Below are 13,828 nucleotides of genomic sequence, written 5' to 3' on the forward strand. Positions count from 1 at the left end.
AGCGCAATAACTCAAACCCCGTACCGATCGGTATGGCTCCACTTAGAGTGCGGCAGCGGGACCGCTTTCCCGAACTGCTCGGAGTTGCCCCCATGAACCCTCGTCGTAGTAACAGCTCGCTCCCCAAGCCAGGCCGCTCGGCCTACGGCAAGGCGTCGGCTGTCGTCCTGCTCTTCATACCCGTGTCCGTGCTGGTCGGAGGTGACACGTTCCGTGACTTCCTGAACTTCGGCGCGGGCGTACTGTCCCTCGTCTGCCTCAGCTGCTCGGTGATCTGGGGCCTGGTCGCCCAGGACCGGATCTTCCTCAACCCGAAGCAGCGGATCATCGGCCAGGCGGTGCACCGGACGACGGCGGTCGGCTCGATCGCGTTCCTGCTGCTGCACATCACCACGAAGGTCGCGCTCGACCACACGACCCTGATCTCCGCGATCATCCCGTTCTCGCTCGGCGTCACCGGAAGCGCCGGCCTGATCGGCCTCGGCTCGCTGGCCGGCCTGCTGATGATCTTCGTGGGCATCACCGGCGCCCTGCGCAACCAGTTCGCCTCCCCGGCCCCGGTCGCGGCCCGCTGGCGCGCCATGCACATGCTGGCCTACCCGGCCTGGTGCTTCGCGCTGGTCCACGGCCTGTACTCGGGCCGCGAAGCCAAGCCGATCTTCGTGATCCTCTACAGCCTCTCGCTGGCCGGCGTCATCGCCGCCCTCGCCCTGCGCGCGGCACCCCGCCCGATCAAGCGCAAGGTCGCCGACCGCATCCAGGCCGTCCTCGGCACCGAGGAGCGTTCGGGCCGCGACGAACTGGACGCGAGCCGGGCCAGGAACGCCGAGACGGCGTCCGCGCTCCCCGGCTACGAAGGCACGCGCGCGCGGGAGCCCCGTACGGCGCCCTCGCCCTCGTACGAGGCCCCCGCACCGCCCGCCCCGGAACCCGCGAACGGCTTCGCGGCCGCCTACCGCGCCGTCACACCGACCCCGCGCATCCCCTCGCAGCCGACGTACGGCGCCGACCAGACCGCGCGCATGGACCTGCCGGCGGACATGCAGCCCACCCAGGCGATCCCGACCTACGACAGCGGCGGCAGCACCTCGGGCAGCTGGCCGATCCCCTCGCCCCCGCCGGTCGGCGAGGCTCCCCCGTCGGCCTACGACCCGCTCCAGGACACCGGATACAACATCCCGACCTACCGCAATTCAGGCACCGCCGGCTATCTCCGGGGTGATGTGTACGACACCGGTGAGACGAACACCGGCTATGACACGTACAACCCGAACGACACGTACAACAGCGGTCCCGCCACTGATCCAACGCCCGGTAACTCGTACGACTTCGACACACCGGGCTCGGGCGAACCTTGGAACATGCCTTCCGGAGGCTATAGGTGAACGAGGCCCTGCCCGACGTCCCAGAAGTCCGCGTGGTCGGACTTCCCCAGCTCACGTCGGGCTTCGACCTTGTCGAAAGACTCGATCTGCCCATGCACCTGAAGGTGCACGGGCCGCTCGAACCCCTGGGCGGCGAGCAGCTCGCGAAGCTCGCCGAGAACATCAACCTGAAGGGCCGCGGCGGCGCGGGCTTCCCCTTCCACAAGAAGCTGCGCTCGGTCGCCGAAGCGGCCATCAAGCGCGGTGTACGACCGGTCGTCGTCGTGAACGGAAGCGAGGACGAACCGGCCTGCCGCAAGGACACGGTGCTCATCAACCGTGCCCCGCACCTCATCCTGGACGGCGCCCTGCTGGCCGCCGAAGCCCTGGGTGCCCGCACGCTCGTGGTGGGGGTCACCCGGGAATCCACCCAGCGGTCCATGGAGGCCGCGCTCGCCGAACGCGGCCTCAGCAACGGCCGCCGCTCGGCTCTACGCGCGCGCGTGCAGCGCAATCCCGTCCGTATGGTCACCGGAGCGGCGGCATCGCTGATCCGCTCCATCGACGGCGGCCCGGCGATCCCGCCCGGCCGCAAGGTCAGCGCCTCCCAGAACGGCGTCGGCGGCGCACCGACCCTCCTGTCCAACGCCGAGACCTTCGCCCAGCTGGCGATCGCCGCCCGCATCGGCCCGGAGCGCTACGGCAACACCGGCCTGTACGACGAGCCGGGCACCGTCATGCTCACGGTCTCCGGCGCGGTCGCCCGCCCCATGGTGATCGAGGCCCCCACGGGCGTGCCGCTGCGCTACATCCTCCAGCTCGCCGGCGCCCCGCCGGTCCCCCAGGGGGTGCTGACCGGCGGCTACCACGGCAAGTGGATCGACGCCGCGACGGTCAACGAGGCGGTCGTCTCCCGCAACTCGCTGGACGCGGTGGGCGGCGCGCTCGGCGCGGGCGCGATCCTGCCGATCAGTCAGGAGACCTGCCCGCTGGGCGAGTCCCTGATGGTGGCCAAGTGGCTGGCCGAGGAGAGCGCGGGCCAGTGCGGCCCCTGCTACCTCGGGCTGCCGGCCGCCGCGCGCGGCATGGAGGACATCCTCAACGGCGGCGGCCCGGCCGCCCTGGAGGCCCTCAAGCAGGTCGCCAAGAACGTGAAGCGGCGCGGCGCGTGCTCGCACCCGGACGGCTCCGCGATGTTCCTGGAGTCGACCATCAAGGCCTTCACCGACGACCTCGCCGCGCACGTCCTCGGAAACGGCTGCGGACGGCCCGTGGCGGGCGTTCTGCCGCTCTTCGAGGGCGGCATCACCCCCGCGGGCCTCCCGAGCGGCGCCGAGTCCGAGGAGAACGGCCCCAGCCGCCAGAAGATCTACGTCGACTGGACGCTCTGCCGGGGCCACGGCCTGTGCGCCGACATCCTCCCGGAGGTCTTCGAACTGGGCGCCGACGGCTTCCCGACCGTCGCCCAGGCCCAGGTGCCGCGCTACGCCGAGGCGAAGGCCCTCCGCGCGGTCCGCCGCTGCCCCGCCCTGGCCCTGCGCCTGGAGGAGTCGGCCCCGCGCGACAACGGCCCGTCCCGCAACCTCCCGGTCCTCTCCCAGGGCCGCGGCCGCCGCGCCCTGGGCCGCTGAGCGGACATCACGAAGGGGCCGCCCGATCCGGGCGGCCCCCTTCGTCGTACGCGTTCGTCGTACACGGACCATGCGGGCCAACTGCCCCTGGAAACGCAAGAATCCCGCCGGATCTTGACGACCCGGCGGGATCTTTCTGTGGAGCTAAGGAGAATTGAACTCCTGACCTCCTGCATGCCATGCAGGCGCTCTACCAACTGAGCTATAGCCCCTTGCTCGGTGTCCTCCGGGTTTCCCGCGGCGACGACGCCAACATTAACGGTCCCCCGGGCGGAACACCAAATCGTTTCCGGCCCCCACCGGACGAACCGGTCAAGCCGTAACGAACGAGTAGAAACGCTTGAGTGTGCAGTGCTCCTCGAGGAGTCGACCGTAGATCGGCTCACCCTCGAGTTCGCGGTACGTCTCGATCGGGTCGCCTTTTATGATCAGCGCCCGCGCGCATTCCTCGCACCAGTACTGGTAGTCGGGATTGACCGGCTCCATGTCCCGGACGATCGGCGTCCCGCTGCCGCACCAATCGCACTTTCGCCTGTGTGCACCCATCGATCAGCTCCAGCTGTGGCCGCAGGCCGTGCACACGTAGGAAATCCCGCCGTTGTCACCGAGGACTTGGGCGACATGGAGGGAACCGCAGGAAGGGCAGGTGAGCCGGGTGACCGTGTCCCGTGTCGACGCTGCTTCAAGGAGGTGGCCGACCTCCTTGAGGATGCTCGCAGGCATCACTGCTCCCTCCCGTCGGGCCGCGCCCCCTTCCGGCCGTTTGATTCTGCCACGGCCGGACCAATACGGTCAGCGACGCCTCAGTACCAGTCCGGACACGGCCCCCAGCGCGGCCGTCCCGGCCAGCGCGAACATGCACGCCGACAGCGCCTCCGCAGAGGTATACGCCTCCAAGGCCCCGAGTGACTCAAGCCGGTTCAAGAACAGTGTGCCGAACGCGGCGACCCCGGTCAGCTGGCCGAGCTGGGTGACCGTGGCGAGCAGCCCGCTGGCGTCCGCCGCGTCCTCGGGCCGCACCGTGGCCAGCGCCCGGGTCAGGGTCGGGCTGAAGGCGAGCGCGAGCCCGACGCCGACCCCGGCGTACGACACGTACACCCACACCCCGCCGTGACCGCCGCCGTCGAGCACCAGGCCGACCCCGGCCACGGCCGCCGCGGTGAGCAGGAACCCGGTCGGTGCCAGGGCGCGCTGCCAGGCGGCGGGCCAGCGCCGCCAGGTCAGTCCGACCACGCCGAAGACGACCGCGGTCGGCGCGAAGGTGAGACCGGCGCGCAGGGCGCTGTAGCCGAGCCCGCCCTGGACGTGCAGCGTGAGCACGAACAGGAAACCCCCGTTGACCGCCATGGCGGTCAGGATCCGCAGCACGGCGAGGCCCATGCCGGGGTGGCGCAGCACCCGGGGCGCGATCAGCGGGTCACCACCGCGCCGGGCGAGCCCGGACTCGTACCGCCAGAACACCGAGAACAGCACGGCGGCCGCGCCCAGCGACAGCCACGACCACAGCGGCCAGTCCTCCTCCTGCCCGAGCACCAGCGGCACCGTGAACAGCGATACGGCCGCGCCGAGCAGAACCAGTCCCGGCAGATCCATGCCGCGCCCGCGCTCCGGCTCGCCCCCGCGCTCCCGCGGCAGCACGCGCCGGCCGATGATCAGGAGGACGGCGCCGACGGGCACGTTCACCAGGAACACCGGCCGCCAGCCCGTGCCCAGCAGGTCGGCGCTGACCAGGACTCCGCCGAGTATCTGTCCGGCGGCGGCGCCGACGGCGAGGACCGCCGAGTACGCGCCGAGCGCCTTTACCCTCGCCTCGCCGACGAAGTTCCGCTGGATGAGGCTGAGCACCTGCGGGATCATCACCGCCGAGCCGGCGCCCTGGATCAGCCGGAAGGCGATGAGTTCGGTGGCGCCCTGCGCGAGACCGCAGGCGAGCGAGGCGGCGGTGAACAGGGCCATCCCGGCGAGGTGGACCCGGCCGTGCCCGAACCGGTCGCCGAGCCGGGCCCCGGTGATCAGCAGCACGGAGTACGTGATGGTGTAGCCGGCGACGACCAGCTGCAACTCAGCGCCGGAGGCGTGGAGTTCGGTACCGATGGTGGGGGCCGCGACGTTCACGATGAAGACGTCGAGCAGCGCCATGAACAGGGCTGCGAGCACGACGGCGAGCAGCGGCCGGGGCCCGTTGTCAGTGCCGGGTGCTTCACTGATCGCAGTGCTGGGAACGGGCGCTGTACCCGGTCCGGAACGGGGTGTTGTCGTCATGCCGTCGAGCGTGACGCCGCTCCGGTACGGGTGCCGAGAGCCCGCCGATGCTGGTACTGACAGCACCTGGCAGCGGACGGGCCGGGCGTCGACGATGGGGGATGTGACGATGGGGACGACACAGCGCCGCCGACCTGAGCTGGCCGCCTTCCTGCGCAGCAGGCGGGCGCGGGTGACACCGGCGGACGTGGGGATGCCACCGGGCTTACGGCGGCGTACGCCGGGGTTGCGGCGTGAGGAGGTCGCCCAGCTCTCGGGGGTGGGCGTGACCTGGTACACATGGCTGGAGCAGGGCCGCCCGATCAACGCCTCCGCGCAGGTCCTGGACGCCGTGGCGCGGACCCTGCGGCTCGATCCGCCGGAGCGGGAGCATCTGTACCACCTGGCGGACGTGCCGTACTCCGCCGTCCCGGAGGATGCCGCGCAGACCGTGGGTCCGGAGGTCCAGGGCATCATCGACGCCCTCGAGCCCCGCCCGGCGGTGGTCTACAACGCGCGGTTCGACATCCTGGCCGCCAACGACGTCTACCGCACCCTGTTCGACGTGGCGCTGATGCAGCCCTCCGGTCGCCTTCCCAACGCCCTGTGGGGGCTGTTCACCGCGGAGGAGGACGACTGCCCGCTGATGTTCCGGGAGATGGAGCTGCCGGTGATGGTCGCGACCCTGCGGGCGGCCTACGGGCTGCATGCCGGTGAGCCCGCCTGGGAGGGCTTCATACGCAAGCTGTCCGCGGCGAGTCCGCTGTTCGCGCGGCTGTGGGAGAGCGGCGACGTGGCGGAGCCCGGACGGCGTGTGAAGGGTTTCCGGCATGCGGTGGTGGGTGAGCTGCGGATGACGTCGGTGTCGTTGTCGATCCACGGGATGCCGGAGTGCCGGATCGTCGTCTACACCCCGGACGACGAGGAGACGGCGCGGCGCACGGCCCGCCTGATGGAAATGAAAAATCCCGCCCTCTAAGGACGGGATCTTCATCAACTGATCTTTGACAACTCAAGAGTGTCGATCTGTGGAGCTAAGGAGAATTGAACTCCTGACCTCCTGCATGCCATGCAGGCGCTCTACCAACTGAGCTATAGCCCCTTGCTTTGTTCGCTCCGCCCGGCGGGGCGAACAAGAAGAACTTTAGCCTGCGACCTGCCAGAAAGTGAAATCCGCTCAGTCGTCGTCCCCGAGCACCGGTTCCGGCAGCGTGCCGGCGTTGTGCTCCAGGAGGCGCCAGCCGCGGGCGCCTTCGCCGAGGACGGACCAGCAGCAGTTGGAGAGGCCGCCGAGGCTCTCCCAGTGCCGGGCCTCCAGGCCGAGGAGACGGCCGATGGTGGTGCGGATCGTGCCGCCGTGGCTGACGACGACGAGGGTGCCCTCGTCGGGGAGTTTGTCGGCGTGCCGGGCCACCACGGGGGCGGCGCGGTCGGCGACCTCGGTCTCCAGTTCGCCGCCGCCGCGGCGGACCGGCTCACCGCGCTTCCACGCGGCGTACTCCTCGCCGTGCGCGGCGATGATCTCCTCGTGGGTCAGCCCCTGCCAGACGCCCGCGTAGGTCTCGCGCAGGCCCTCGTCGTGGCTGACGTCGAGGCCGGTGAGTACGGCGAGTTCGGCGGCGGTGTTCGCGGCCCGCTTCAGGTCCGAGGCGATGATCGCGTCGGGCTTGAGGGAGGCGAGCAGCCGGGCGGCGCGGCGGGCCTGGGCGACGCCGGCCTCGGTGAGCTCGACGTCCGTGGTGCCCTGGAAGCGGCGCTCCACGTTCCAGGAGGTCTGGCCGTGCCGCCACAGGATGACGCGCCGGCCCCGGCCGGGCTTGCCGGCCGTGACCTCACCGGTGGCGCTCATCACCAGTCACCCCCGAGGTCGGCCGCCTCCTCGGCGGCCTGGAGCTTGGCGTGCTCCTCGGCCTTGCCGCGGGTGGCCTTGGCGTCCTCGGGCAGGTCCAGCTCGGGGCAGTCCTTCCACAGCCGCTCCAGGGCGTAGAAGACCCGCTCCTCGCTGTGCTGGACGTGGACGACGATGTCGACGTAGTCGAGGAGGACCCAGCGGGCCTCGCGGTCGCCCTCGCGGCGCACCGGCTTGGCGCCGAGTTCCTTCTGGAGGCGCTCCTCGATCTCGTCGACGATCGACTTGACCTGGCGGTCGTTGGGCGCGGAGGCCAGCAGGAAGGCGTCCGTGATCGACAGCACGTCGCTGACGTCGTAGGCGATGATGTCGTGCGCGAGCTTGTCGGCGGCCGCCTGTGCGGCGGTGCGGATGAGCTCGATGGAGCGGTCAGTGGCGGTCACTACACGGCTTTCGGTCGGCGGTCACTTGACATCAAGGGTCTCACGGACCGCCGAGGGCACCCCACGTGATTGAGGGAGCGCCCGGTGGGGCCGGGTCACGGGCGTCCGTGACCCGGCCTTCCGACGGCTGCTACGAGGACGGGTCGTAGTTCTGGCCGAGGACCACGGAGACGTCCGCGTTCGAGGAGGTCTTGCCCTTGGTGACCGCGCTGGTGGGCAGGCCCAGGGTCTTGGCGACCTCGGTGGCGTTGTCCTTGTCGGCGGCGTCCGTGTAGACGACCTTGGAGGCGGCCTGGGTGCCGGCCGCGGTGCCGCCCTCCAGGAAGGTGAAGCCGCCGTTGAGGAGCACCACGCGCGCCTTCTCGGTGTTGTCCTTGACGCCGCTGGCGTTCTGGACCGAGACACGGACCGCGGCGTCCTTGTCGGGGCTCTTCGCGGTGCCGCCGAGAACGTCCTTGACCACGCTGTCGCTGGCCTGCGCGCTCAGGGTGCCGTCGTTCTGGACGGGCAGCAGGGCGGTCTTGTAGTCGCCGCCCTTGGCGAGGTCGGCGAGCTTGGCGAGGAAGGTACCGAGGTCCTTGTCGGTGAGCGACGGGTCGAGGATCTGCGCCAGTGTCTGGACGGTGACCGTGGCGCCCTGCGCGTCGGAGGACACCTTGCGCAGCACGCCCTGCATGACCTGGCCGAACCGCTCCAGCTGGGCGTTCTGGGCCTCGCCGAAGGCGCGGTAGGTGGCGTAGGCGACGGCCATCTTGCCGCTGAGGGTCTGGTCCTCGCCCTTGTTCACCAGGGGCGCGGTGCCCTTCTTCTTGGCGGCCGGGTCGGGCACGTCGGCGTTGGTGTCGACCTCGATGTTGCCGATGATGTCGACGAGGTTCTGAAGGTAGGGGGTGTCCAGGCGCCAGGTGCCCTGGATCTGGGTGCCGAGGACCGTGTCGATGGCCTCGCGGGTGCCGGAGGAGCCGTCGTCCTCGACCGACTTGGCGAGGGTGGTCGTGGTGCCGTCGTCGTCGGTCACGGCGAGGGAGTTGGGCAGCAGGACGGTGGTGCCCTGCTTGGTGGTGGTGTTGTCGACGAGCAGCGCCGTGGAGGTGCCGCCCTTCGCGGTGTTGTGCAGATGGACGACGATCACGTCGCGGTTCTGGGCGGCGACGGAGGTGGCGGTGCCGCTCTTGGAGTCGGAGGACGACGACAGGCCGGGCAGCTTCCCGGCGTACCAGAGGTAGCCGACTCCGCCGACCGCGGTCAGCGCGAGGACGACGACCAGGGCGATGAGGCGGCTGCGGGCGCGCCGCTTGGCCTCCTCGCGGCGCTCGGTGCGGTTCTCGGTGAAGTTCAGCCAGTCGATGACGTCCTCGGAGTCACCGTCGGGATCCTCGACGAAGGCGAACTGCCCGGTCTCGTAGTCCCGTTCGGACCGGGCGCCGCCGACGGGACCGTCCGTCTCCTCGGCCGGCCCGGCCTGCTGCGGGATGTAGGCGGTCTGCTCGGCGACCCGCGGCTGCTGCCCGCTGGCGGCGGCCCGACCGTAGGGGTCGTACGCCGTCCCGGGCGCGCCGGAGGCCCCGGGTGCCCCTCCGCGCCCGTACGGGTCGTAGGGCGGCACGGGCGCCTGCTGACCGGTGTCGTAGGGGTCGTACAGGGGCACTGGACGCTGACTGCCCGTGTCGTACGGAGGGACGGGCCGCTGGGTTCCGGTGTCGTACGCCTGCGCGGGATACTGCCCCGTCTGAGGTCCGGTCTGCTGCCCTGTCTGCTGTCCGCCCGCCGCGTACGGGTCGTAGCCGTAGCCCTGCTGCTGCGCGTACGGGTCGTAGGGCTGCTGCTGCGGCTGGTTCTGCTGTTGAGCGACCTGCTGGTAGACGGGCCGGCCGTACTCGTCGTAGCCGACGAGCTCGTACTGGTCCTCGTGGCCGCCGCCGTAGCCCGCGTCGTATCGGTCGTTCACCGGTGCCCCTCTCGGCTCACTCGCCGCGGTACAGCTCGCGCTTGTCGATGTAGCGCACGACTCCGTCCGGCACCATGTACCAGATGGGGTCTCCCTTGGCGACTCTTCCACGGCAGTCCGTCGAGGAGATGGCCAGCGCGGGAACCTCCACGAGAGAGACACCACCCTCGGGGAGTCCGGCGTCCGTGAGGTGGTGGCCGGGGCGGGTGACCCCGATGAAGTGCGCGAGGGAGAACAGTTCCTCGGTGTCGCGCCAGGTGAGGAGCTGGGCGAGGGCGTCGGCGCCGGTGATGAAGAAGAGGTCCGTGTCCGGGTTGAGCGCGCGCAGGTCGCGCAGGGTGTCCACGGTGTAGGTGGGGCCGCCGCGGTCGATGTCGATCCGGCTCACCGAGAACTGCGGGTTCTCGGCGGTCGCGATGACCGTCATCAGATAGCGGTCCTCGGCCGGCGAGACCTTGCGGTGGGTCTTCTGCCACGGCTGTCCGGTCGGTACGAAGACGACCTCGTCCAGGTGGAACTGCGCGGCGACCTCACTGGCCGCCACGAGGTGCCCGTGGTGGATCGGGTCGAACGTTCCGCCCATGACGCCGAGGCGGCGCTTGCCGGGGTTCGACGGGCCGTTGCCCGGGCCGGTAGGCATGTCCTGCTCTCCCATGCGTGCAGACCCTACCGGCCCGTCCTGAGGACCCCGGCCGTCAGCTCCCCGGACAAAGCCGGAAAGCGGCGCGTACCGGACTCCCCCGGGGAGCCGTGCGGGCTCAGCGGTCGCGGTTGAAGCGGGTGGTGATCCACAGCAGGAGCAGCAGGATGAAGAGGGCGCCGCCACCGGTCAGGGCGGGGTTGAGGCTCTCGTGGTTGCCGCCGTGCTCTCCGCCCTCGGCGGCAAGGGTGGCCAACTGGGCAGCGGTGCTGTGGAAGCTCATCTTCAGCGGGACCTATCCGGTGTGGGCGGGATAAAGATGTCGGCCCATCGTAAGCGGGCGGCTCGGCGCCGATCACGCCGACTCCGCCGTTGGGGCGCCGGGTTGCCGCCGAGGGGAACTCGGGGGGCGCCTCAGTCGTCCTTCTGCTTGTAGCCACGCAGCAGGAACCACGCGGTCAGCACACAGCCCAGCACCATCACGACCAGTACGACCCGGAGCAGATACCCGGACCCTTGTTGCTCGGCTGCGCTCGCGGCTCCGGTGAGCCAGGCGGACGCCGGGTTGTGCTCCATGACGGGACTCCTTCGCTGTACTGCCCGTCCACCGTATCTCCGCCTAGGCTGGGCTCTGCTTCGGGGGCGCAAAGGACCGCACAAGGGTCCGCAAAGGGCCACACTCACGCACATGGGGGAAGACATGTCCGACGACGGCCACGAGCAGAACGGGCACGAGAACGTGCCGAGCAGGCAGCGCAGGCGCTTCCCCGGAATCTCCTCGCGCGCCTACGAACACCCCGCCGACCGCTCCGCCCTGGTGGCGCTGCGGAAGCTGAGCGGCTTCGACACGGTCTTCAAGGCGCTCAGCGGACTGCTGCCCGAGCGAAGCCTGAGGCTGCTCTTCCTTTCCGACTCCGTGCGGGTCTCGGACCAGCAGTTCTCGTACCTCAACGACATGCTGCGGGACGCCTGTTACATCCTGGACCTGGAGAAGGTCCCGCCGATGTACGTCAACCAGGACCCGATTCCGAACGCGATGTGCATCGGCCTCGACGAGCCGATCATCGTCGTCACCACCGGCCTGGTCGACCTGCTCGACGAGGAGGAGATGCGGGCGGTCGTCGGGCACGAGGTGGGGCACGCCCTGTCCGGCCACGCGGTCTACCGGACCATCCTGCTGTTCCTGACCAACCTCGCCATCCGAGTGGCGTGGATCCCGCTGGGCAACCTCGCGATCATGGCGATCGTGACCGCGCTGCGCGAGTGGTTCCGCAAGTCGGAGCTGTCGGCGGACCGCGCGGGCCTCCTCGTCGGCCAGGACCTGCGGGCCTCGATGCGCGGCCTGATGAAGCTCGCCGGCGGCCACCACCTGCACGAGATGAACGTGGACGCGTTCCTGAAGCAGGCCGAGGAGTACGAGGCTGGGGGCGACCTGCGCGACTCCGTCCTGAAGATCCTCAACGTCCTGCCCCGCACCCACCCCTTCACCACGGTCCGCGCCGCCGAGCTGAAGAAGTGGTCCGAGTCCCGGGACTACCAGCGGATCATGGACGGCCACTACCCGCGCCGCACCGAGGACAAGGACACCTCGGTCACGGACTCCTTCCGCGAGTCGGCCTCGCACTACGCGACCAACGTGAAGAGCTCCAAGGACCCCTTGATGAAGCTGGTCACCGACATCGCCGGCGGAGCGGGCGACCTGGGCGGCAGGGTACGCCGGGGCTTCGGCGGCTTCGCCGGCTCGACTCCGACGGACGACGAGCCCCCGACGGAGACACGGCGCGACGAAGACTGACGCGGGTCTCTTCTCGACCAAGGGCGGCTAGAGCTACCTAGGGGCGCGGGGAACTGCGCGACCAGCCACACACAACCCGCACCCGCCACCCAACCAAAGCCCCAACGGCACTGGGCGCACCGCCCGTCATAGCTTCGGCAGAGCCCCCGTCGCCAACGTCCCGCAAACCGCCGTCGCCTCACCCGTGGCGTACGGATCCGTCCCGGCCGGCCCGCCCGCCTTCGCGGTCTGGCCGGCCAGCAACGGACTCAGCAGATCAGCCGAGTTGTCACCGCAGGACAGCGGCCCGGCCTGCACATACGACATGGACAACTGCGCCTGATGCAGCCGCACATCGTCCCGGTCGAACCGGAACTGCATCTCGCGCCGCACGGTGAACAACGACACCTCGTCCTCGGCCCCCGCACCGACGGGCCGCAGCGCGTAGACGAACGTGTGGTCCGCGGTGATCTCCAGGATCGTCGACTCGGTCTCCGCGGCCCGCAGGGTCCCCTGGACGCGGATCCTGGGATCGGCCAGCTCCACACTCTCGGGGTCGAAGCGAACCAGCCATCCGGTCACCGCGTGCGCCCCGTCGGCGGCCGGATGGCTGAGGCTCTCGTCGAACTGGAGGTACTGGTCCGCGGGCAGCAGCACCCGTACGGGCCGGGTCTGCCCACCGGTGAGCACCTCGGGGTCGAGCGCGGAGTGGACGATGTACTCCTTGACGGTGTCCAGGGCGCTGAGCACCTGGGTCTCGGAGAAGTGCGAGGTGTCCCGCGCGGCCGGGAAGGTGATGCCCGCGGCGCCGACGCGGTACTTCGCGGCGGGGCTGTGGTCGTACAGGGACTCGGCGTCCGCGGCGCCGGGCACCTTGCCCTGCGGGGCGAGCGGGACGACGGTCATCCGGAGCGGAAGGTGGGAGTCCCGTACGGCGGCGGGGGTCTCGTAGGGGTGCCGTACGCCCATGTAGATCGCGGTGCCGAAGGCCAGGGCGATCAGCAGGACGAGGACGAGCGCCTGCCGGGACAGGCCGCGGTGCATGGGCGGGCGGCGCCGGACGGCGGGGGCGTGGTCGCCCATGCGCTCCTGCGCAGAGAACTCCTGGAGGCGGGCAGCACGGACGAACGACTCGTCGAAGACGACGGATCGGTACTCGTCCTCTCCACCACCGGGGCCGCCCTCGGGTGCCCCCTCAGGTGGGTCTCCAGGCCCTCCCATATCTTCAGAGTAGGTCTCCGGGAGCTCAGGTAAACGCCCTGCTGCGCGACAAGTTCTGACAGGTTCTCACCAGGATCGTCAGCGGATGGCCGGTAAGTGTTCAGGGCGTCTTCGGGACCGCCGAGACGGCAGGCTGGGAGTAGTCGGCCGACACCGAGGGGGTCGCCGCGCTCCCTTGCTCCAGACCGGTCGAGGCGGGCGGTGGCGGACCCTGGTCCCGGCTGTTGGAGGAGGCGCCCCGGTAGACGGCGGTGAAGGCCAGCGCGACCATGCCGATGCCCATCACCAGGGCCAGCATCCAGGCGACCGGACGGTGCCAGCGGACCTGTTTGCCGTAGGTGCCGGCGGCGCCGTAGCGGCGCTCGCCGAAGGCGAGATCGTCGGTGTCGTCCAGCTCGTCGAGCTCGGGATCATGGCCGAAACCACCGCGCCCGTCGGGGCCGTACCCGTCCTCGTAGCGCTCTCCGCGCCCGTGCGCCCGGCGGGCCTCGGCCTCGGAGGCCTCCGCTCTCGCCTGGGCGGCGGCAAGGAGGCGTTCGACGGCGGTCGGCTCGTGCACCACGGCCGCCCGTACGAAGGCCTCGTCGAAGACCACGGAGGCGAACTCTTCGTCCGACACCCCGCGGTCGTGGTCGTCGTCGGGCTCCCAGCCGTCAGGGAACGGCGTGCCCCCCACGTCCTCCGGCACGGATCCAGAGTAGACCTGGGGGGTCAATT

The 13,828-nt window shown here is 70.4% G+C and carries 15 protein-coding genes and 2 tRNA genes; 4 read left to right on the plus strand and 13 right to left on the minus strand.

Annotation, left to right across the window (positions count from 1 at the left end):
* The first annotated feature begins 92 nt into the window (after nt 1-92).
* Together ABZ928_RS44685 and ABZ928_RS44690 are read left to right on the plus strand one after the other, a co-directional pair.
* Nucleotides 93-1,385: a cytochrome b/b6 domain-containing protein gene (locus tag ABZ928_RS44685; RefSeq protein WP_361532823.1), complete on the plus strand. Its 1,293-nt coding sequence runs from the start codon at nt 93-95 to the stop codon at nt 1,383-1,385.
* On the plus strand, nt 1,382-2,995 hold the full coding sequence (locus tag ABZ928_RS44690) for an NADH-ubiquinone oxidoreductase-F iron-sulfur binding region domain-containing protein (RefSeq protein ID WP_361532826.1): 1,614 nt from the start codon (nt 1,382-1,384) through the stop codon (nt 2,993-2,995). The genes ABZ928_RS44685 and ABZ928_RS44690 overlap by 4 nt, the downstream gene beginning before the upstream one ends.
* Before the next feature lie 139 nt (nt 2,996-3,134).
* Here the strand turns inward: ABZ928_RS44690 and ABZ928_RS44695 are convergent.
* The 4 genes from ABZ928_RS44695 to ABZ928_RS44710 all read right to left on the minus strand — a co-directional run bounded on the left by ABZ928_RS44695 (nt 3,135) and on the right by ABZ928_RS44710 (nt 5,152).
* Nucleotides 3,135-3,207 (minus strand) — tRNA-Ala (locus tag ABZ928_RS44695).
* A 100-nt stretch (nt 3,208-3,307) separates the two neighbouring features.
* Nucleotides 3,308-3,541, minus strand: coding sequence for a hypothetical protein (locus ABZ928_RS44700; protein ID WP_003976229.1), 234 nt, complete (start codon nt 3,539-3,541; stop codon nt 3,308-3,310).
* A 3-nt stretch (nt 3,542-3,544) separates the two neighbouring features.
* Complete coding sequence (locus ABZ928_RS44705; protein ID WP_107080567.1) at nt 3,545-3,718, minus strand: hypothetical protein; 174 nt, start codon at nt 3,716-3,718, stop codon at nt 3,545-3,547.
* Nucleotides 3,719-3,787: 69 nt separating this feature from the next.
* A complete protein-coding gene (locus ABZ928_RS44710) occupies nt 3,788-5,152 on the minus strand; it encodes an MFS transporter (RefSeq protein WP_361533070.1) in 1,365 nt (454 codons plus the stop codon).
* Nucleotides 5,153-5,366: 214 nt separating this feature from the next.
* Here ABZ928_RS44710 and ABZ928_RS44715 point away from each other — a divergent pair, with 214 nt between their 5' ends.
* On the plus strand, nt 5,367-6,215 hold the full coding sequence (locus tag ABZ928_RS44715) for a helix-turn-helix transcriptional regulator (protein WP_361532829.1): 849 nt from the start codon (nt 5,367-5,369) through the stop codon (nt 6,213-6,215).
* Between the two features lie 50 nt (nt 6,216-6,265).
* Here the strand turns inward: ABZ928_RS44715 and ABZ928_RS44720 are convergent.
* From ABZ928_RS44720 to ABZ928_RS44750, 7 genes are all read right to left on the minus strand, one after another.
* A tRNA-Ala gene (locus tag ABZ928_RS44720) sits at nt 6,266-6,338 on the minus strand.
* Between the two features lie 75 nt (nt 6,339-6,413).
* Entirely contained in the window at nt 6,414-7,085 is a 672-nt protein-coding gene (locus ABZ928_RS44725) for a histidine phosphatase family protein (RefSeq protein WP_361532832.1), read from the minus strand.
* Nucleotides 7,085-7,528 (minus strand): ribosome silencing factor, encoded by a 444-nt coding sequence (gene rsfS / locus ABZ928_RS44730; protein WP_361532835.1) that lies wholly within the window; start codon nt 7,526-7,528, stop codon nt 7,085-7,087. The genes ABZ928_RS44725 and rsfS overlap by 1 nt, the downstream gene beginning before the upstream one ends.
* A gap of 130 nt (nt 7,529-7,658) precedes the next feature.
* Nucleotides 7,659-9,476: an LCP family protein gene (locus tag ABZ928_RS44735; protein WP_361532838.1), complete on the minus strand. Its 1,818-nt coding sequence runs from the start codon at nt 9,474-9,476 to the stop codon at nt 7,659-7,661.
* Between the two features lie 16 nt (nt 9,477-9,492).
* Nucleotides 9,493-10,131 (minus strand): nicotinate-nucleotide adenylyltransferase, encoded by a 639-nt coding sequence (gene nadD, locus ABZ928_RS44740; protein WP_361532841.1) that lies wholly within the window; start codon nt 10,129-10,131, stop codon nt 9,493-9,495.
* Nucleotides 10,132-10,234: 103 nt separating this feature from the next.
* A complete protein-coding gene (locus ABZ928_RS44745) occupies nt 10,235-10,399 on the minus strand; it encodes a hypothetical protein (RefSeq protein WP_361532844.1) in 165 nt (54 codons plus the stop codon).
* 131 nt (nt 10,400-10,530) lie between these two features.
* Complete coding sequence (locus ABZ928_RS44750; protein ID WP_361532846.1) at nt 10,531-10,692, minus strand: hypothetical protein; 162 nt, start codon at nt 10,690-10,692, stop codon at nt 10,531-10,533.
* Nucleotides 10,693-10,816: 124 nt separating this feature from the next.
* Here ABZ928_RS44750 and ABZ928_RS44755 point away from each other — a divergent pair, with 124 nt between their 5' ends.
* A complete protein-coding gene (locus tag ABZ928_RS44755; protein ID WP_361533073.1) occupies nt 10,817-11,911 on the plus strand; it encodes a M48 family metallopeptidase in 1,095 nt (364 codons plus the stop codon).
* Between the two features lie 126 nt (nt 11,912-12,037).
* Here the strand turns inward: ABZ928_RS44755 and ABZ928_RS44760 are convergent, their stop codons facing one another.
* On the minus strand, nt 12,038-13,111 hold the full coding sequence (locus tag ABZ928_RS44760) for a hypothetical protein (RefSeq protein WP_361532849.1): 1,074 nt from the start codon (nt 13,109-13,111) through the stop codon (nt 12,038-12,040).
* A gap of 100 nt (nt 13,112-13,211) precedes the next feature.
* On the minus strand, nt 13,212-13,826 hold the full coding sequence (locus ABZ928_RS44765; protein ID WP_361532852.1) for a hypothetical protein: 615 nt from the start codon (nt 13,824-13,826) through the stop codon (nt 13,212-13,214).
* Between the last annotated feature and the right edge of the window lie 2 nt (nt 13,827-13,828).

Source organism: Streptomyces sp. NPDC046909, assembly GCF_040644695.1.
Taxonomy (GTDB): domain Bacteria; phylum Actinomycetota; class Actinomycetes; order Streptomycetales; family Streptomycetaceae; genus Streptomyces.